17 protein-coding genes and 2 pseudogenes are annotated in these 18,716 nt (G+C 56.5%); 18 read left to right on the forward strand and 1 reads right to left on the reverse strand.

Annotated elements, in window-relative coordinates; all coding sequences use genetic code 11:
* Positions 1-135: 135 nt before the first annotated feature.
* The 9 genes from lexA (at position 136) to A3OW_RS0115775 (ending at position 10,776) form a co-directional block, all read left to right on the forward strand.
* On the forward strand, positions 136-759 hold the full coding sequence (gene lexA, locus A3OW_RS0115735; RefSeq protein ID WP_020564408.1) for a transcriptional repressor LexA: 624 nt from the start codon (positions 136-138) through the stop codon (positions 757-759).
* 31 nt (positions 760-790) lie between these two features.
* Positions 791-934 (forward strand): hypothetical protein, encoded by a 144-nt coding sequence (locus A3OW_RS27945; protein ID WP_020564409.1) that lies wholly within the window; start codon positions 791-793, stop codon positions 932-934.
* 720 nt (positions 935-1,654) lie between these two features.
* Positions 1,655-3,766: a RelA/SpoT family protein gene (locus A3OW_RS0115745; RefSeq protein ID WP_020564410.1), complete on the forward strand. Its 2,112-nt coding sequence runs from the start codon at positions 1,655-1,657 to the stop codon at positions 3,764-3,766.
* Between the two features lie 97 nt (positions 3,767-3,863).
* A complete protein-coding gene (gene polA, locus A3OW_RS0115750) occupies positions 3,864-6,578 on the forward strand; it encodes a DNA polymerase I (RefSeq protein ID WP_020564411.1) in 2,715 nt (904 codons plus the stop codon).
* Positions 6,579-6,713: 135 nt separating this feature from the next.
* Positions 6,714-7,781 carry a PDDEXK family nuclease gene (locus A3OW_RS0115755; RefSeq protein ID WP_020564412.1) on the forward strand — a complete coding sequence of 356 codons (1,068 nt, stop codon included), beginning with the start codon at positions 6,714-6,716 and terminating at the stop codon, positions 7,779-7,781.
* A 277-nt stretch (positions 7,782-8,058) separates the two neighbouring features.
* Complete coding sequence (locus A3OW_RS0115760) at positions 8,059-8,265, forward strand: hypothetical protein (protein ID WP_026223649.1); 207 nt, start codon at positions 8,059-8,061, stop codon at positions 8,263-8,265.
* A complete protein-coding gene (locus A3OW_RS0115765; RefSeq protein ID WP_026223650.1) occupies positions 8,258-8,479 on the forward strand; it encodes a type II toxin-antitoxin system HicA family toxin in 222 nt (73 codons plus the stop codon). Before A3OW_RS0115760 ends, A3OW_RS0115765 begins: the two co-directional genes overlap by 8 nt.
* Positions 8,480-8,566: 87 nt before the next feature.
* Entirely contained in the window at positions 8,567-9,271 is a 705-nt protein-coding gene (locus A3OW_RS0115770; RefSeq protein WP_020564415.1) for a DUF2238 domain-containing protein, read from the forward strand.
* Between the two features lie 146 nt (positions 9,272-9,417).
* Positions 9,418-10,776 carry a metal-dependent hydrolase family protein gene (locus A3OW_RS0115775; protein ID WP_026223651.1) on the forward strand — a complete coding sequence of 453 codons (1,359 nt, stop codon included), beginning with the start codon at positions 9,418-9,420 and terminating at the stop codon, positions 10,774-10,776.
* Positions 10,777-10,878: 102 nt separating this feature from the next.
* On the opposite strand, the gene A3OW_RS0115785 is transcribed toward A3OW_RS0115775, so the two are convergent.
* A complete protein-coding gene (locus tag A3OW_RS0115785) occupies positions 10,879-11,688 on the reverse strand; it encodes a TOBE domain-containing protein (RefSeq protein WP_026223652.1) in 810 nt (269 codons plus the stop codon).
* A 189-nt stretch (positions 11,689-11,877) separates the two neighbouring features.
* On the opposite strand from A3OW_RS0115785, the gene A3OW_RS0115790 reads away from it, so the two are divergent.
* From A3OW_RS0115790 to A3OW_RS28965, 9 genes and pseudogenes are all read left to right on the forward strand, one after another.
* Positions 11,878-13,380 carry an alginate export family protein gene (locus tag A3OW_RS0115790; protein ID WP_020564418.1) on the forward strand — a complete coding sequence of 501 codons (1,503 nt, stop codon included), beginning with the start codon at positions 11,878-11,880 and terminating at the stop codon, positions 13,378-13,380.
* Between the two features lie 41 nt (positions 13,381-13,421).
* On the forward strand, positions 13,422-14,189 hold the full coding sequence (gene modA / locus A3OW_RS0115795; protein ID WP_020564419.1) for a molybdate ABC transporter substrate-binding protein: 768 nt from the start codon (positions 13,422-13,424) through the stop codon (positions 14,187-14,189).
* Between the two features lie 10 nt (positions 14,190-14,199).
* Complete coding sequence (gene modB, locus A3OW_RS0115800; protein WP_020564420.1) at positions 14,200-14,886, forward strand: molybdate ABC transporter permease subunit; 687 nt, start codon at positions 14,200-14,202, stop codon at positions 14,884-14,886.
* Positions 14,883-15,962 carry a molybdenum ABC transporter ATP-binding protein gene (modC, locus tag A3OW_RS0115805; RefSeq protein ID WP_020564421.1) on the forward strand — a complete coding sequence of 360 codons (1,080 nt, stop codon included), beginning with the start codon at positions 14,883-14,885 and terminating at the stop codon, positions 15,960-15,962. Before modB ends, modC begins: the two co-directional genes overlap by 4 nt.
* Positions 15,963-15,978: 16 nt before the next feature.
* A complete protein-coding gene (locus A3OW_RS0115810; RefSeq protein WP_020564422.1) occupies positions 15,979-16,407 on the forward strand; it encodes a TOBE domain-containing protein in 429 nt (142 codons plus the stop codon).
* 358 nt (positions 16,408-16,765) lie between these two features.
* Positions 16,766-17,791: a peptide-methionine (S)-S-oxide reductase MsrA gene (gene msrA, locus A3OW_RS0115815; RefSeq protein WP_020564423.1), complete on the forward strand. Its 1,026-nt coding sequence runs from the start codon at positions 16,766-16,768 to the stop codon at positions 17,789-17,791.
* Positions 17,792-18,049: 258 nt separating this feature from the next.
* Complete coding sequence (locus tag A3OW_RS27950; RefSeq protein WP_232422394.1) at positions 18,050-18,211, forward strand: hypothetical protein; 162 nt, start codon at positions 18,050-18,052, stop codon at positions 18,209-18,211.
* Positions 18,208-18,404: pseudogene (locus A3OW_RS28960) on the forward strand (hypothetical protein). Before A3OW_RS27950 ends, A3OW_RS28960 begins: the two are co-directional and overlap by 4 nt.
* Positions 18,405-18,413: 9 nt before the next feature.
* Positions 18,414-18,563, forward strand: a pseudogene (locus A3OW_RS28965) (cyanase); the annotation flags it as partial.
* Positions 18,564-18,716 lie beyond the last annotated feature (153 nt).

The following is an 18,716-nucleotide window of genomic DNA, read 5'->3' on the forward strand; positions in this document are numbered from 1 at the left end:
ACAACCGGGACGGAGGCAGGCCCCTCCGGAGCCGGGGCGCTTTTTGTTCTCTTCATGTTCTTTAATTGTTCTTTTTTTGTTCTCTTTTTCGAAAATTTCTGATATCCTTTATCACAACTCAACCGGAACAATGCGATGGATACTTTAACGAGACGCCAGCGGGAAATCTTCGACTTCTTGCGCAATAACCTGGAAAACTTTACCTACCCGCCGACTCTGGACGAGTTATGCAAGGCATTGGGCATGACCTCGCGGGGGTCGCTGTACAAGCACATTCTGACGCTGATCGAAGCGGGCCTCGTGGAGCCTTTCGCCGCCAACAAGCAAGGCGGCATCCGGCTGACGCAGCGCGCCCGGCAAGAACTCGGGGAGGCCGCTTCCGGACTGCCGTTCGTCGGCAGGATCGCCGCCGGCAAACCGATCGAGGCGCTGGAGACCGTCAATTATATGAGCGTGCCCGACGCCCTGAAGAGCGACAAGCCCTGCTATATCCTGCAGGTCAAGGGCGATTCGATGATCGAGGCCGGGATTTTCGACGGCGACTGGGTCGTGATCGAACAACGCAGCTACGCCGACAACGGCGAAATCGTGGTCGCGCTGATCGACCAAACGGAAGCCACGCTGAAATTCATCGAACAGACTCCGGAAAAAATCGTATTGATTCCGGCCAATGCCGCTATGGCCGCGCTGTCGTACCGCCCCGAACAAGTCGAAATCCAGGGGGTTTTGGTCGGCCAAATGCGCAGTTACCGTTCTTAACCCGTCATCCATCACCATGAGGAAAGCCATCATGCAAAGAAAAATCCATATGCACGACCAGGTAAAAAACAAAGTGGAAGCCGTCATGAACCATTATCACCCGCATACGCTGGATCCGTGGATTTCGAAATTCATCGTCATGGCCGGCTGCATACTGATCGGGATGTCTATGTAACGCCGAATTAAACCGTTTATTTCGATTGCACCGACAAAGCGAACCTGGCTCTTCCTCCAAGAAAACCGGCTCCGGCTGAACTTATAAAAAGAAGACCTGCCGGGTTTTAAAACCCGGCAGGTCTGCTATGGCTCCAGCCTGACTTAACAGCCATGAGGAAGCTTCCGCCACCCCGAATCATGAACGTCATCTGTAGGAGCGGCTCTTGTGCCCCGGGGGTATTAGCCGCGATTAAGCCTTGGTCGCGGCTAAAGCATTTTCATATCGCGTGTAGGCGTGTAGGGGCGAATTCATTCGCCCGGGCTTGTGTACCCAAGGCGAATGAATTCGCCTCTACCCCCGGTAATCCGCACGGACAAACTGAAAATGCTCTAATACCCTGCGGGGCACAAGAGCCGCTCCCACCGGCCCCTTTCGATTTTCACGGTAACGGCAATAAGCAGGGCTATTTTTCCTTATTTGCCGAAAAAGCCTCAGCCGTTCCCGTTTGAACCCAATCCCGTTTGCCCTATCGGATGGAATCGCAATCTTGTTGAATCGGCTGCTGAGTCAATTCGCCAGCCGATCCGGAATTTTACGCTTCTATTGCCAGTCTTTTGAGAAAGGGAAAAACGGCCAATTAAAATTCGGCAAGGCCGCCAAGATCCTTTTATTTGTTTGCCACACAAATTTATAATAACCGGCTTCAGCCTTCCCCCTTCCCACTGGCTTTTACCATCGATGCAAACCCAATCAGCCCCGAACAAACCTCTGTTTAACGAGTTCTCCGCCGCGGACAGACAGGTCATCGAAAAAGCAATGGCCCTCATTGCGCTGATTCCGGACGATCCTCATTATCACCGTCCGCGGGGTTTTGAAGTCGCCGAAATACTGACCGGTTTCAGAGTCGACCTGAACACCATTCTCGCCGCCATCCTGAGCGATCCCCGTCTGGCCGAATTAAAACCCAAACCCAACATTGCCCAACAGTTCGGAGAAACCGTGGCCGCGCTGGTCAACGACGTCAACTGGCTCAACAAGTTGTCGGTCTATACGCCGGAGATGACCCACCAGCCCAACCAGACCGAGACCCTGCGCCGCATGCTGCTGTCCATGACCCACGACGTCCGCGCGGTCCTGATCAAGCTGGCCTACCGGATCAAGCGGCTGCGCAACCTGTCCAGGGAATCCAATGAAGTCCGGCATTTTATCGCGCGCGAAACCCTGGACATCTATGCGCCGCTCGCCAACCGCATGGGCATCCACCAGTTCAAATGGGAACTGGAAGACATGGCGTTCCGCTATCTGGAGCCGCAAGTCTATCGCAGCATCGCCAAATCGCTCGCGAACAAACGGCTCGAACGGGAAAGCTGCATCAACGACTTCATTGCCCAGTTGCATAGAGTGCTTGCCGACGAAGGCTTGTCCGCCGAAATTTACGGCCGGCCCAAGCATATTTACAGCATCTGGAAAAAAATGCAGCGCAAGCAACTGGACATCGAAGAGCTTTACGACCTTTTGGCCGTGCGCGTCCTCGTCGGCAGCCTCAGCACCTGCTACTCGGTGCTGGGCGTCGTGCATCACCATTGGCAGACCGTGCCCAAGGAATTCGACGATTACATCGCCAATCCCAAGGAAAACGGCTACCAGTCGCTGCATACGGTCATCGTCGACAGCGAAGGCAACCGCATCGAAGTCCAGATCCGCACCCAGCAAATGCACGATTTCGCCGAGCTCGGCGTCGCCGCGCACTGGTCCTACAAGGAAGGCGGCAAATACAACGCCGCCATCGAGAAAAACATCGCCTCTCTCAGGAAATTGCTCGAAGAAAAAGGCAACGACGAGTCGCTGGTGGAAGACTTCCGGACCGAACTGTTCTCGGATCGGGTCTACGTGCTGACGCCCGCCGGCAAGCTGATCGACCTGATCAAGGGCGCCACGCCGCTGGATTTCGCCTACGCCATTCACAGCCAGATCGGCCACCGCTGCCGGGGCGCCAAAGTGAACGGACGGATCACGCCCCTGACCTACACCCTGAAATCCGGAGAGCAGGTCGAGATCCTGACCGCAAAGGAAGGAGGCCCCAACCATAACTGGATCGACCCCAATCTGGGGTATCTGAAAACGCCGCACGCGATCAGCCGGGTCAAAAGCTGGTTTAAAAATCAGCAGCAGGCTCAGAACATCGCCACCGGCAAAGCGATACTGGACAAGGAAATTCAACGCCTCGGCCTGAAAGCGGTGAATTTGACCGAAATGGCCAGGCACTTCAAACAGCCGGACAAGGACAAACTGTTCGAAGCGATCGGCCGCAGCGACATCAATATCCGCCAACTGACCGGCTTTTTGAAGATACCCGAACTGGAACCGCCACCGGCGGCGAAAGTTCCGCAGAAGAAGCCTTCCGACAAGTCCACCGTGACCGTGGACGGCATCGACAACGTCCTGACGACCTTTGCCCACTGCTGCACGCCGGTGCCGGGAGACAGCATCATCGGCTATATTTCGCAGAAAAAAGGCATCACGGTGCACCGAACCGATTGCGAGAACATTCTGCATCTGGATCCCGAAAAGCAGGCTCAGTTGATCAAGGTCAACTGGGGCGGCGAAAAATCGGCTTTTTCGGTGCCCATCGTGATCCAGGCTTTCAGCGCCAAGGATTTATTGAACAACGTCACGCAAATTCTGACCCAGGCCAAAATTCACATCACCCACGCCGCGCTGGATACCCATCCTGACTTTTCCGCCGACCTGAATCTGACCATCCAGATCGAAAACACGCGCCAGCTCAGCCAGGTTCTGAATAAAATCCACCAGCTTCCCAACATCATCGATGCCAAACGGAAAATATAATCGCGGCGGATGCTGAAGTTCAAGGCCGGCGGTTTTTTCTTGTACGACGGACCGTTTACCCTTAACCTTGCGCCTTTAGCCCAACCCTGGTGTGCTTATGCCCGAACCGATACAAAAACGCCTGATTCTGGTCGACGGATCTTCCTTCATCTTCCGCGCCTACCATGCCCTGCCCCCGCTGACCAGCCCCAAGGGCATGACCACCAACGCGATCCTGGGCGTTTCCAACATGCTGCGCAAGCTGATCGCGGACTATCATACTGATTACATCGCGGTCGTTTTCGACGCCCCCGGCAAAACCTTCCGCAACGAGCTGTTCGAGGCCTACAAAGCCCACCGCCCGCCGATGCCGGACGATCTCAGGGTGCAAATCGAGCCTCTTCACAACCTGGTCAGGCTCATGGGCCTACCGTTGATCATGGAGCCCGGCGTCGAGGCCGACGACGTCATGGGCGCTTTGGCCAAACAGGCCGTAGAGCAGGGCTTCGAGGTCATCATTTCCACCGGCGACAAGGACATGGCGCAACTGGTCAACGAACACATCATTCTGGAAAACACCATGTCGAACAGCCGCATGGACGTTCAGGGGGTGATCGAAAAATTCGGGGTCCGTCCGGACCAGATCGTCGATTATCTGGCGCTGATGGGCGACAGCGTCGACAATATTCCGGGCGTGCCCAAGGTCGGGCCGAAAACGGCGGCCAAATGGCTGGAACAATACGGCACGCTGGAAAACCTGATGGCCTCGGCTGACGCGATCGGCGGCAAGATCGGCGAAAACCTGCGCAATGCGCTGAGCCAGTTGCCGATCTCGAAACAGCTCACCACGATCAAATGCGATCTCGAGCTGGCCTTCGGCGTCGGCGACCTGAAACGCCGGCCCTGCGACTCCCCCCGGTTGAAAGAACTGTTACAGGAGCTGGGCTTCTCCTCGTGGCTGAAAACGCTCGAAAACGGCAACGACGGCATCGTTCCGGTCGCCAACGATGCGCCGAAAGACCAAGCCCCCGATTATGAAACCGTATTGACTCAGGAACAGTTCCGGCACTGGCTGAACCAATTGCAGCAGGCCGACCTGTTCGCCTTCGATACCGAAACCACCAGCCTCGATTACAGCAAGGCCCGAATCGTCGGCGTGTCGTTCGCGGTCGATCCCTACAAGGCTGCCTATGTGCCCCTGGCGCACGATTATCCGGGCGCTCCCGACCAGCTCGACCGGACGGAGGTCCTGGAACAACTCAGGCCGCTTTTGGAAAATCCGGACAAAGCCAAGCTCGGGCAGAACCTGAAATACGACATGCACGTGCTGGCGAACTACGGCATCGCGCTGAAGGGCATCGCGCACGATACGATGCTGGAATCCTACGTGCTCGACAGCACCGCCACCCGGCACAACATGGACGATCTGGCCAAGAAATACCTGGACGTCGACACCATCCGCTATGAGGACGTCGCCGGCAAAGGCGCCAAGCAGATTCCGTTTCAGGAGGTGCCGATTGAACAGGCTAGCCCTTACGCCGCCGAGGACGCCGACATCACCCTGCGCCTGCACCGGACCCTGCTGCCGAAGCTGGAACAGCAGCCTTCCCTGCTGGCCCTGTATGCGGACATCGAAATGCCGCTGCTCAGCGTGCTGGCCCGGATCGAGCGCAACGGGGTGCTGATCGATACCGAGATGCTGGCCCGGCAAAGCCTGGAACTGGCCAGCCAGATTATTTCCATCGAACACCATGCGCACGACCTGGCCGGCCATGCCTTCAACCTGGGCTCGCCGAAACAGATCCAGGAGATTTTATACGACCGGCTGAAACTGCCCGTCGTCCGGAAAACGCCCAAAGGCCAGCCGTCCACGGACGAATCGGTGCTGCAGGAGCTGGCCGTCGACTACCCCTTGCCCCGGCTGATCCTCGAACACCGGAGCCTGAGCAAGCTGAAGTCGACCTATATCGACAAACTGCCGCAGCAGGTCGACGACGGCACCGGCCGCATCCACACCTCGTACCATCAGGCCGTGGCCGCGACCGGAAGGCTTTCGTCCACCGATCCCAATCTGCAGAACATTCCGATCCGCAGCGAGGAAGGCCGGAAAATCCGGAAAGCCTTTATCGCGCCGAAAGGCTACAAAATCGTCGCCGCCGATTATTCCCAGATCGAACTGCGCATCATGGCGCATCTGTCGGGCGACGCCGGCTTGCTGAAAGCCTTCACCGACGGCGAGGACGTGCACCGCGCAACCGCCGCCGAAGTGTTCGGCGTGGCGCCGGATCAAGTCACTCACGACCTGCGCCGCTCCGCCAAAGCCATCAATTTCGGGCTCATTTACGGCATGTCCTCGTACGGCCTGGCGCAGCAACTGGGTTTGTCCCGAAATCAGGCGCAGACTTACATCGACCTGTATTTCGCGCGCTACCCCGACGTCAAGGCGTTCATGGACAACATCCGCACGCTCGCCCGCGACCAAGGCTACGTCGAAACCTTGTTCGGCCGGCGCCTGTATCTGCCGGACATCAATTCCCGCAACGCCTCCCAGCGCCAGTACGCCGAGCGCACCGCGATCAACGCCCCGATGCAGGGCACCGCGGCCGACATCATCAAGCGGGCGATGATCGCGGTCGACCGGTGGCTGCAGCAGGACAAGCCGGACGCGAAGATGATCATGCAGGTTCACGACGAGCTGGTGTTCGAGATCGCCGAGAACCAACTGGACGAATGCGCCACAGTGATCCAAAACATCATGGAGTCGGCGGCCCGTCTTAAAGTGCCTTTGGTCGTCGACGTCGGAGTCGGCGACAACTGGGATGAGGCGCATTAGATCACTGGTTTATTTATCATGGATAAAATGTTGGAAAATCTGCATTGAAGGCAAATCATTGAGAATCAAACACAAAAATATGTACGTTAGCCAGATCTGTTATGATTAATTTTTTAGGCGCCAAGGAGACAGAGCATGCTGTTTAAAGTCAGCGAAAATGAAAAATCGTTGTCCGCCGTCAAATCTGACTGGCGGCCAAAGGAGCTTCAATTAGAAGCACTTTTGGTATCCCCGGCAGACGACGCATCCGCGCAGATTCTATCGGAGGCAGTATTCGGAGAGCCCCTGCTCCTCATCAGTAATCAAGTTCGTACAAGGACTCAAAAGCGTGCTGATATCCTTGCCTTGGATCGTGGTGGTAATGCCGTAATAATTGAGCTAAAGCGGGATTTCGGACAGCTTGGAGTTGAAACCCAAGCATTACAGTATCTTTCTGATTTCTCAATCTATAAAGGCGAAGCATTCTTGTCGAGATTCGCGCCCACGGCCTCCCAGCGAGGAGACATTCAAAGTTTCTTGGGGAATGAACCCCGCGTAGAAGACGTCAACAAGAACCCTCGTATCATCCTTGTTGCCAGAGCTTTTGACGAAACTGTGTTTTCTCTGGGTGAATGGCTCAGTTCGAAGGGTGTTTCCTTTCGATGCATAGCATATACGCCGGTTGCTGTCGGATCGGAGAAGTTCGTTTCGTTTTCAGTCGCCTTTGATCGTTCGGTTGCCGCACTATTCGCACTAAAGTTTTCGGCTGCCGCGCGCGAGCCTGGCTTTTTTTGGCACAACATTGCTAGAGCAGACGAGTCTTGGTGGCGATTTCTTGTGAACGCTGGCCAGATTCCCGCATGCTTTGACGACTCTCCGGGGGATCAGGGAGAAAAAATCCTAAACCGATATATTGGTGGCGACATTGTAGTTGCGTATGCTAAAGGATACGGAGCCGTCGGTTGGGGCGAGGTGCTCCCCGGCAACACCTACCGACTGTTAGAAATTGGATCGACAGGCGATTTTCTGAAGGGATGCTGTTTGCATCGATTGTCAGTTCGTTGGCGAGCGGTTGCCGAGAAACTCAATGACGCCCTCCCCGCTGAATATATTCGAAATGAGTTTGGCATCTACCATCCCATCAGTACTTCCGTTTCCATGAGCTCGGAGAGTGGCAAGCGTTTGATTGCGGTCCTTTCGGAACGGTTTGGTGCCTTGCAATGAGGGCGCAAAGGGCGGGGGCGGGTCTTGCATTCAATGTCCGTAGGATGCGGTAAGGAACGAACCGCATCGTTCGCGATTAATACCTTTAAAGGGCACAAGGGTTTTTATCGTCACCGCATGCTACAGCCCCCATTATCCATAATCTTCAAAAGCGTAAACATATAAAAATTGAGCAAATTAGGGTCAGTTACTTATAATCGAATTCAGCTTGACCATTGGGACAAGTTATCCTTGTCTTCAAGCCCTTCAATCCCTACATTATTAATGGAGAAAATCCATGGAACTCTCAGCAGTTTTAATGCCGTCCCCCGAAGGAGGTTATGTCGCCTTCAATCCGGAAACCGGCACGACAACACAAGGTGAAACCGTTGAAGAAGCGTTAAGCAATCTGCGTGAAGCGACCGAACTTTATCTCGAAGAATTTCCTCTTACCATCGCCGGACGCCCTTTGCTGACCTCATTCCAAGTACCGGAACATGCCTAAATTGCCGGTTGTATCGGGAGCCGATGTTGTGCGAACGTTGCAGCGATTGGGGTTCGTGATTGCACGTCAACGTGGCAGCCATATCGTAATGCGGCGCGGCTCCTCAGGTTGCGTCGTGCCAAACCACGTCGAATTAAAAGCCGGTACGCTGAGCGGGGTTCTGAAACAAGCGGGCGTTTCCGTCGATGAATTCGTCGAGGCGCTCCATGCTTAACCATGCGCTCCGGCCACATTCGAAGTCGACCCTATTCTCCTACGTTGTTATAGAGGATTCCGGCAGAATCCTTCGGCGGGAAAGAGCATGAGCAAGAACAGCCCCCACGGCTATGCCTATTATCGCCGTTATCTGCTGGGGCTCGCTGCGCTTTTCACGATCGAATGGGTTGTCCTGGCCATTCACCCCAAGCATCGCACCGATTGGCTACTGGAGAACATCCTGGTCGTCTTCGTCGCCATCGGTCTCGTTTTCAGCTATCGCCACCTGCTTTTCTCGCGCCTGTCCTATACGATGATCTTTCTGTTCCTTGCCCTGCACGAGATCGGCGCTCATTACAGTTATTCCGAAGTGCCTTACGACGTTTGGTTCGAACGCCTGACCGGCCATTCCCAGAATGAATTGATGGGCTGGGAGCGCAACCATTTCGACCGGCTGATGCACTTTTTATACGGACTTTTGCTGGCTTATCCGATGCGTTCGGTCTATCTCCGGGTGGCGGCTGTCCGAGGATTTTGGGGTTACTCCCTCCCTCTGAGTTTTATCATGGCGACGTCCATGGTTTACGAACTGATCGAATGGGGCGCCGCGCTCCTGTTCGGCGGTCCCCTCGCCCAGGATTACGTGGGCAGCCAGGGCGATCCCTGGGATGCGCAAAAAGACATGGCGCTGGCGGCTTTAGGCGCTTTGATTACGATCGTCTGTACCGGGGTCATCAACAAGGTTCGCCGCCGCGATTTCGCCGGAGAATGGGCGGAGAGTTTGAGGGTTAAGCGGAAAGCGCCGCTGTAGCAAGAAAACCTCAAGCTCGCGTAGGTCCGATTACGCGGCGCTAATCGGACCTACGCGAGCTAGTCGTTCAGCGAATTTTGCTATGTTCCGCCGCTGAAATGCAGCGTTGGGAATCCGTCAGTCACACTAATCCAAGCAGAGGCGTCATGGATCGCATGTACAGAATATTGCTCAGGTCCATTCTCATGGTCAACTGCGCCACAGGCTCCGCTGTGCTTGCCCAGGACGCACAGCCGACCGCGGTCCTATTCGAGAATGTACACATCTTCAACGGCAAGGCGAGCACGCTGTCCGCCCCATCCAATGTGCTCGTGCGCGGGAACAAGATCGAGAAGATCTCCACCGAGGCGCTTGACGTCGATCGCCGTGCCGACATCCACGTCATCGAGGGCGGCGGTCGAACGCTGATGCCCGGACTGATCGATGCGCACTGGCACGCTATGATGGCGGCGGTGTCGCTGAATGTGGCGCTGACGGCCGATATCGGTTACATCAATCTGCTGGCGGCCCAGCAGTCACAGGCAACGTTGATGCGCGGCTTCACCAGTGTGCGCGACGTAGCCGGCCCCAGTTTCGGCCTCAAGCGTGCTATCGACGGGGGCGTGGCAATTGGTCCACGCATCTGGCCTTCTGGCGCCATGATCTCGCAGACCAGCGGCCACGGCGACTTCCGCCTCCTTTATGAGATTCCGGCTGCACGCAACGCTCCGCTGAGCCACTTGGAGCAGCTCAACGTCGGGATCATCGCCGATGGTGCGGACGAAGTTCTCAAGCGGGCGCGCGAGCAGTTGATGCTGGGAGCGAGCCAATTGAAGCTGGCGGCCGGCGGGGGCGTCGCCTCTCACTACGATCCGATCGACGCCAGCCAATATACCGAAGCCGAGTTCCGTGCCGCGGTCGAGGCTGCCGAAAATTGGGGCACTTACGTCACTGTGCATGCGTATACGCCGCGCGCCATCCAGATGGCAATCCGCAGCGGAGTGAAATGCGTCGAGCACGGGCAGTTGATGGACGAGGCCACGGCGAAGCTGATGGCCAAGAAAGGCGTCTGGCTCAGCATCCAACCGTTCCTGGACGATGAGGACGCGAATCCGTACCCGGAGGGTTCGGTCAACCGGATCAACCAGCTCGCGGTGAGCAAGGGCACGGATACGGCCTACGGGTTCGCCAGAAAGTACAAGCTTAAGACCGCCTGGGGCACCGATGTTCTGTACAGCGCGACGAGTGCTGCCCGTCAGGGCGCCCGACTCGCGAAGATGGTGCGTTGGTACACGCCTGGCGAAGTGTTGGCGATGGCGACGAGTGCGAATGCGGAGCTCCTGGCGATGTCGGGCCCGCGTAATCCGTATCCGGGCAAGCTGGGCGTTGTGGAGGAAGGTGCGCTGGCAGATCTGCTGCTGGTGGACGGCGATCCGATCGCGAACATCAATCTGGTCGCAGACCCGGAAAGGAAATTCGTCGTCATCATGAAGGACGGCAAGATTTACAAGAACATTATCCAATGACGCCCAACAAGGGAGTGAAGCTGACGGTTTCCAGCGTTTGCTCGTGCCGAGCTTCCGCTTCCAGCCGCAGCACACGCCTAGCCTGCTTCGCTCGAACCCACATCATGCCGGCTTGACCCCTAAAATCGGCGTATGAGCCTTGAAAGCCGCGCAAACCGGTATGCCGGGCGCAAGTCCCAGATTTTTCAGGCTTTGCCGGGTGACCATCGCGGCCAGAATTTCACCGCCGGGCAGTAAAACGATGACTTCCGAATCCGCGCTGTCCTGTTGAATGCGCATGACTTTGCCGAACAGTCGATTGCGGGCCGAGAGCTTCTCGAAGCCGGGGCCGGCCAACAGCAGGACGTCGGCGCTGTTGATCATCAAAACCGCATCGTCGCCGACTGCGATGGCCAGTTTCTCAAGCGAAGCCGAATTCACGGCAGCGACGATTTTCTCCCCGCCTTTCGTGCGCACCATCACTTGCGCCTCCTCTTCTTTCCGATCGATCCGGATCACTCGGCCGAAAAGCTGATTTCGAGTGCTGGTCCTGACCGCCAGACGCTGAAGAAGCAGCACGGTAGCGGGATCCTCGGCCAGGCTGCGGTTCAATTCGGCGATAAATTCCTGATGTCGCCGCTCCAGGCGGGCAAACAACGCCAGCAGCGCCTGTCCGGCCGGAGTCAACACGGTCCCTCCGCCCTTGCTGCCGCCAATAGCGGTAGTCAACAAGGGCTGCGGCGCGCCGTTGCTGGCTCGTTCCAGCATCTGCCAGGCTCCCTTGTAGCTCAAGCCGACTTGCTTGGCGGCCTGATTGATCGATCCGTTTTGCTCGATCGCTTTCAGCAGTTCGATCATGCGGTTGTCCAGCAATCCCGCCAGCCGTAATTCGCCTTCTATCCATCGGCAGGATGAGTCGTCACTCGGTTTCATGGTATCCAACTGAAAAAATATAAGACGATTGTTTCATATTCAAAAACCGTTTGTCGCAAAATATCGTTATATATTTTGATACATAACGATATATACTAGCGCTCCTTCAACGGGCAACTGCTTGGAAAAACCTTTTTGAAATCGACTACCACGCAAACGGCGTTTGACGCTCATAAAAGACAGACCTTCATGACTCTTCAAAACGAATCAATCAAAATTCCCTGTTTTCCCCGTTCAATCGGTCTGATCGTGGCTTCCGCCGGATTGATCTCCCATTTCGGCACGGCCCATGCGGCGGAAGCAAAGAAAAGCTATTCGATGCCGCCGTTTGCCCCGTTCGAGAGTCAGATGAACGATGTCTTGCTGGGTTCGTACAAATACGAAAAACCGGTCTGGAATCTGCACGATACGTTGGGTTTGCCCGAATGGCTGTCCATGTCGCTCGAACAGCGCACGCGCTACGAAACGATGGACGGCTGCTTCAAGGCCGGCTGCCAGGGCGGCGACCAACAAATTCCGATGCAGATCGATCTGTGGCTGGAAGCCCGTTTCGGCCATTGGCGGGCCGGAGGCGAATTTCTCGATGCGCGCCAGTTCGGCGCCGACGAAGGATCGCAAATCAACAATACCCACGTCGACGAGGCCGATTTCATCCAGGGCTACGTCGCCTGGGCCGATCAAAACGTGATGAACAGCGGCCTGGGCGTCGAGGCAATCGCCGGACGGCAGACGCTCAACCTCGGCAGCCGCCGTCTGGTCGCGCGGAATAACATGCGCAACACGATCAACACGTTCGACGGCTTCAGGCTCCGGATCGTCGATTACAACCACTGGCAGTTCAACGCGTTCGTGACCAAGCCGGTCGGCCGCTATCCGAACGATTCGGAGCAATTGCTCGATCACTTCCACAGCTTCGACGAACCCGAAGAGCAAATCTGGTTTTCCGGCGGCTTCCTGGAGGTCTACGATCTGCCCGGCAAAATCAACGCCGAACTGTACTTGTACCATCTCGATGAAGGCGACCGCAAGCGGAATCCTACCAACAATCGCCGCTATTTCACGCCGGGCATGCGTTTTTACGTCAAACCCGCGAAAGGAAGTTTCGACTTTCAAAGCGAAACCATCGGCCAGTGGGGCACGGTCCGGTCGTCAAAAAGTTCCGACAAGGATCTCGATCATTCGGCCTGGTATCAGCATCTCGACATCGGCTATACCTTCGAGATGCCCTGGTCGCCGCGTTTGGCGGTCGAGTACGACTACGCCAGCGGCGACCACGATCCGAACGACGATAAGGATCAACGCTTCGACACCTTGTTCGGCGCGCGCCGCTTCGATTTCGGCCCGACCGGCATGTACGGCGCCTTTGCCCGCAGCAATATCAATACACCGGGCATGCGGCTGGGCTTTTCGCCGCGCCCGGAAGTGCAGGCGTTTATCGGGCACCGCTTGTTCTGGCTGGCCGAAGACAAGGATGCCTGGACCACGGCCAATCTGCGCGACCGGACCGGCAACACCAGCCCTTTCATCGGACAGCAGGTGGAACTGTCAGCACGTTACGACTTCAACAGCAGCCTGAACTTCGAGGCCGGCTGGGCGCATCTGTTCAAAGGTGCCTTCGCCAAGGAAACAGCCAATGCGCCGGACGGTAAGGATATCGATTATTTCTATATGCAAAGCCTGTTCCGATTCTGAGCCCTTGCAGCCATCTTTTACTTAAATTTAGGAGCATGACTATGTTCAGCCGTCGTTATAACCGTTTACTGATTCTCCTCGGCGCCCTGGTCGCCAGTGGTCATGAGGCCTTCGCCGAAACGACGATCGTGGCGGTCGCCGCCAACTTCACCGAACCGATGAATGAAATTGCCGAAGCCTTCGAAAAAACGACCGGGCACAGCGCCAAACTGTCGTTCGGTTCGTCCGGAAAATTCGTCGCGCAGATCGAAAATGGCGCGCCGTTCGAAGTGTTCTTGTCCGCCGATGCCGAAAAACCGGAAAAACTGGAAAGAAACAAAATGGCCGTGCCGGGCAGCCGTTTCACCTATGCGATCGGCAAGCTGGTGCTGTGGTCGGCCAAACCGGGTTATGTCGACGACCAGGGACAAATCCTGGAGACCGGCGGCTTCAAGCATCTGGCCCTGGCCGACCCGAAACTGGCGCCTTACGGCAAGGCGGCCGTGGAGTTTTTAAAAAACAAAGGATTGCTCGATAAACTCCAGCCGTTGTTCGTGCTCGGCGAGAACATTTCGCAAACGCACCAATTCGTCTCGACCGGCAACGCCGAGCTGGGTTTTGTCGCGTTGTCGCAAGTGATCGAAGACGGTAAAATTGCGAAAGGATCCGGCTGGATCGTACCCGAGGAACTGCATGCGCCGATCCGCCAGGATGCGGTGTTGCTCGACAAGGGCTCGGAAAATCCCGCAGCGGCCGCGTTGATGCAGTTTTTGAAATCCGCCGAAGCCCGGGCGATCCTTCAGAAATACGGCTACAGCCTGGTCGACTGAATTCGAAACCATGCTCACCGAAGACGATCTTTCGGCCCTATGGCTGACTTTCCAGGTGGCGGGCCTATCCACCCTGATCTTGTTGATCGTAGGAACCCCGCTTTCCTGGTGGCTGGCTCGAACCCCGTCGCGCTGGAAAGGCGTCTGCAACGCCGTGGTGGCGCTGCCGTTGGTCCTGCCGCCGACCGTGCTCGGCTTTTATCTGCTGGTGCTGCTCGGTCCGAACGGGCCGTTCGGCGGCCTGATGGCCGGGCTGGGTCTTTCTCCGCTCCCGTTTACGTTCGGCGGCCTGGTGACCGCTTCGGTGCTCTACTCGTTGCCGTTCGTCGTGCAGCCTTTGCAGACCGCTTTCAGCGCCATCGGCGAACAAACGCTCGAAACCGCCGCCACCTTGCGTGCGGGGCCTTGGGATACGTTTTTCAGAGTCGTCATCCCCTTGGCAAAACCGGGCTATTTGGCCTCCACGGTTTTGGGTTTTGCTCATACGGTCGGTGAGTTCGGCGTGGTGTTGATGATCGGAGGCAACATTCCAGACAAGACGCGAGTCGTCTCGGTGCAGATCTACAACCACGTCGAAGCGTTGGAATACGCTCAGGCCCACTGGCTGGCCGGCGGCTTGCTGATTTTCTCCCTTGCGGTACTGATCGTCATGTACGGACTGTCGAATCATCCTCCCGCCGTCCGCCCGATGAAATGAATTCGCCGATCGTTGCCCGTTTTGCACTCGATTACGCTTCTTTCCGGCTGGACGTCGATCTTTCCTTGCCGGGCTCGGGCATCAGCGTGTTGTTCGGTCCTTCCGGCTCCGGCAAGACCACTCTGCTGCGCTGCATCGCCGGCCTGGAAAGGCCGGACCAAAGTTATCTGGAAGTGAAAGGCGCAGTTTGGCAGGACAGCCGGCGCGGCTTCTTTCTGCCGCCTCATCAACGCGCACTGGGTTATGTGTTTCAGGACGCCAATCTGTTTCCGCATTTGAACGTTTATAAAAACGTCTGTTTCGGCTTGAAACGAATCGGCCTAAAACCCGCCGAGGCCGGCCTCGAGCAAACGGTCGAGCTGCTCGGCATCGGCCATCTGCTGGACAGAATGCCGGACCGCCTGTCGGGCGGCGAGAGGCAGCGCGCCGCGATCGCCCGCGCCCTGGTGCTGAAACCGGACATCCTTTTGATGGACGAGCCGCTGGCGGCGCTGGATTTCCAGCGCAAGCAGGAGATTCTGCCGTATCTGGCGCGCCTGCATCAGGAATTGGACATACCGGTCCTGTACGTGACTCATGCCCGTCAGGAGCTGGCGAAAATGGCCGATCATCTGGTGATCCTGGAGGAAGGGCGCGTCCAGGCCGAAGGCCCTCTTGCCGAAACCCTAAGCCGGATCGATCTGCCGCAGGCTACGGACAGCCAGGCGGCGATGATCTGGGAAGGCCGGATCGCCGCGCATGAATCCGAATATCATTTGAGCCGGGTCGACTGTGCCGGCACCCCACTCAGCATGCCGCTGATCGATGCGGCGGTCGGTTCCCCGGTGCGGGTGCGGGTTTACGCCAGCGACGTCAGCATCGCGCTGGAAAAGTCGAACGCGACCAGCATCCTGAACGTGCTGCCCGCCACCATTACCGATATGGCCGACAACCGGAACGGGCAGACGGTCTTGTGCCTCAGCATCGGCGCTCTTCCGCTGCTGGCCCACGTCACCCTCAAGTCGAAAAGCCTCTTGAATCTCAGGATCGGCATGGCCGTCTACGCGCAGATCAAGGGCACGTCCCTTTTAAATTAACCGCAAGAGATTCCCCATGAAAGTCAGCGCACGCAATCAGTTCAAAGGCACCGTCAGCGCAGTCCGCCCCGGTTCGTTCTATACCGAAGTTCTTGTTCATTTGAAAGGAGGCGACAACCTCGTCGCGACGGTGACCAAGGAATCAGCCCAATCGTTGGCGATCGCACCCGGAAAGGAAGTCATCGCGATGATCAAGGCGCCGCACGTGATCCTCGTCACCGATTTCGGAGGCTACCGCATTTCGGCGCGCAACCAGCTTGAGGGAAAGGTCGTAGAGGTCAAGCCCGGAGCGATCAACAGCGAAGTCGACATCGAACTGAAAGGCGGCGAAAAGGTGGCCGCCACGATCACCAACGAAAGCGTCGAAGCGCTGGGCTTGTACCAGGGCCAAACGGCGACGGCGGTCTTCAAAGCCGGGTCGGTGATTCTGGCGGTCGCGGAATAACGATTCCCTTTGAACTGCGCCCGGCCGGCGCAGTGGAGCAGATCGCGGGCGTTCCCCGAATAGCGGTCATTCCCATGACGCTCGCCGTCCCGATGCTGCTAACGAAATCCAGCCGGGCCGAATAAGCCGGCATCGCCGTCAATATAGCTCAAAACCCGAATCTTTCGATTCGCTGATAGCCGGAAAGCGGTGAATCAATTAAAATCGGCAATTGCTCGATCCGTACATCCGACGCAGGCCGCCTGTCTCCGGAAATAAATTTTCCTTACACTGCAACCCAGGCCGATGTAGACCGTTCTAACCGGACGGACGACGCGCAATCGAATCACAATGAACCGAATCTGGAGGAGGATAGGCTATGAACAGACGAAAACGCGCATCTTGCTCTTTATTGATTCTTAGCATTTTGGCGGTCGTTGCCGGAGTGCTGCTGAATCCGCAACTGCTGGCGGGCAAGCCTGTTTATCCTTCGCTGAACAAGGCCGCGGTCGGTCCGGACACGCCTTACATCGTTTTGGGGATGGGGTGTTTCTGGGGCGCAGAAAAGCGCATGCAGACCCTGACCGGAGTGCTGGACGTCGAAGCCGGCTATGCCGGCGGCGACGACCTTTCTCCCCGCTACGAAACCCTCCACAATACCGAAAAGGCGATCCAGGAAGGCCATGCCGTCAAAAATCATGCCGAGGTAGTCAAAGTCTATTACGATCCAGGGCAAACTACGCTCGAACGCGTCCTGATCCAGTTTTGGGAAAACCACAATCCGACCCAGGGTAACCGCCAGGGCAACGACGTCGGCAGCAATTATCGCAGCGCGGTCTTTTACCGTACCGACGACGAGCACCGTTTGGCCGAGAAAACACGGGCCGTCTATCAGGAGAGCTTGAAGGCGGCGGGCATCGACGCGCCGATCACGACCGAAATTGCGCCGCTCGAAAACTATGCCGCCGCCGAGGATTATCATCAGGATTATCTGGAGAAAAATCCGTTCGGTTATTGCGGATTGGGAGGGATCGGAGTGGCTTATCCCAGTCCCGGAACTTCCGTTCACGACGCCGCTGTTCACGACGGAGTCAAGACCACAGCCGGCGGCGAGGCCTGGCAAGGCATCGCCTTGCATGCCGAAGAACAGTTGATCGCCTTCGAAGCGGTCGACTGCGGCTATTGCAGACAGTTCGACAAGGAAGTGCTCGCGTCCTGGAACAATCCGCTTCCCATCGTCGCCACCAACCTGACGTCGCCTCCGGAAGACTGGAAGCTCGCCCGGGAATTATTCGCCACCCCCACCGTCGTCCTGTTCAGAGACAGGCAGGAAGTCGCCCGCTACACCGGTTACCGAGGCGCGCAACACTTCCGGCAATGGCTGAGCGAAGCGACAGAATCGTAGTACGATTTCGCGCAAGCAAACCGCCATTCTCCTGAATCCTCGCGGATTCCCTATCGGCGAATCCGCCTGCACCGGTTAGGATTTGGCGTACCAGCCGGCTTATCAATAACTGAAAGTTATTAACTCATCCGTAGAAACAATTGGATGCTCTTCCCGTCCAACAAGAATAATACTTTTACCCGGCCAGGACCCATCAGAGCGCGTACCGTCATTTGCGGATATGTCTTCTCATCCAATCAACATCGAGGTGAACATCCAATGGCTAAAATTATCTGTGTACTTTACGACGATCCTGTCGACGGCTATCCCACTTCCTACGCGCGTGACGATCTGCCCCAACCGGAGCGTTATCCGGATGGACAGACTCTGCCTACTCCCCATGCAATCGACTTCATATCCAGTTTGGAACAGAAAGAATGAAAAGAACTGATGTGTCGGAAAAAATTATCGCCGCCAAAATCGGCCACGGCTTGAAATGGTCTGACGTGGCGGCTACCGTCGGTTTGAGTAAGAATGGGTCATCGCCGCCTGCCTCGGTCATATGACGCTGAGCCCGGCGCAGGCCGAAATTGTCGGCGAAATTTTCTCGTTGAACGAAGAAGAAAGACGATGACTGACGGTTATGCCATGCAAAGGCTCGTCGGCCGATGCGACACCGACCGATCCTCTGATCTACCGTTTCTATGAATTAATAAGCGTCTACGAACTCACATTGAAGGAATTGATTCACGAGGAATTCGGCGACGGTATCATGAGCGCGATCGACTTAATTTTTCGAAGCACGATGATGGATGCAGCCAGCATCAATAACCGCCAAATAACTTTTGTCGGTTTTTCATGGCGCACCAAGAGTTTCTTGATCCGATCAAACCAGGAATGGCAGACTTCTACGATCCAGCGGCGCGGCTTTAACTCGGCATTTTTG

The organism is Methylosarcina fibrata AML-C10, assembly GCF_000372865.1.
GTDB classification, from domain to species: domain Bacteria; phylum Pseudomonadota; class Gammaproteobacteria; order Methylococcales; family Methylomonadaceae; genus Methylosarcina; species Methylosarcina fibrata.

Bases quoted from the DNA above. Each gene is read 5' to 3' on its own strand.
- lexA (WP_020564408.1), top strand. From the start codon at position 136: ATGGATACTTTAACGAGACGCCAGCGGGAAATCTTCGACTTCTTGCGC.
- A3OW_RS27945 (WP_020564409.1), top strand. From the start codon at position 791: ATGCAAAGAAAAATCCATATGCACGACCAGGTAAAAAACAAAGTGGAA.
- A3OW_RS0115745 (WP_020564410.1), top strand. From the start codon at position 1,655: ATGCAAACCCAATCAGCCCCGAACAAACCTCTGTTTAACGAGTTCTCC.
- polA (WP_020564411.1), top strand. From the start codon at position 3,864: ATGCCCGAACCGATACAAAAACGCCTGATTCTGGTCGACGGATCTTCC.
- A3OW_RS0115755 (WP_020564412.1), top strand. From the start codon at position 6,714: ATGCTGTTTAAAGTCAGCGAAAATGAAAAATCGTTGTCCGCCGTCAAA.
- A3OW_RS0115760 (WP_026223649.1), top strand. From the start codon at position 8,059: ATGGAACTCTCAGCAGTTTTAATGCCGTCCCCCGAAGGAGGTTATGTC.
- A3OW_RS0115765 (WP_026223650.1), top strand. From the start codon at position 8,258: ATGCCTAAATTGCCGGTTGTATCGGGAGCCGATGTTGTGCGAACGTTG.
- A3OW_RS0115770 (WP_020564415.1), top strand. From the start codon at position 8,567: ATGAGCAAGAACAGCCCCCACGGCTATGCCTATTATCGCCGTTATCTG.
- A3OW_RS0115775 (WP_026223651.1), top strand. From the start codon at position 9,418: ATGGATCGCATGTACAGAATATTGCTCAGGTCCATTCTCATGGTCAAC.
- A3OW_RS0115785 (WP_026223652.1), bottom strand. From the start codon at position 11,688: ATGAAACCGAGTGACGACTCATCCTGCCGATGGATAGAAGGCGAATTA.
- A3OW_RS0115790 (WP_020564418.1), top strand. From the start codon at position 11,878: ATGACTCTTCAAAACGAATCAATCAAAATTCCCTGTTTTCCCCGTTCA.
- modA (WP_020564419.1), top strand. From the start codon at position 13,422: ATGTTCAGCCGTCGTTATAACCGTTTACTGATTCTCCTCGGCGCCCTG.
- modB (WP_020564420.1), top strand. From the start codon at position 14,200: ATGCTCACCGAAGACGATCTTTCGGCCCTATGGCTGACTTTCCAGGTG.
- modC (WP_020564421.1), top strand. From the start codon at position 14,883: ATGAATTCGCCGATCGTTGCCCGTTTTGCACTCGATTACGCTTCTTTC.
- A3OW_RS0115810 (WP_020564422.1), top strand. From the start codon at position 15,979: ATGAAAGTCAGCGCACGCAATCAGTTCAAAGGCACCGTCAGCGCAGTC.
- msrA (WP_020564423.1), top strand. From the start codon at position 16,766: ATGAACAGACGAAAACGCGCATCTTGCTCTTTATTGATTCTTAGCATT.
- A3OW_RS27950 (WP_232422394.1), top strand. From the start codon at position 18,050: ATGGCTAAAATTATCTGTGTACTTTACGACGATCCTGTCGACGGCTAT.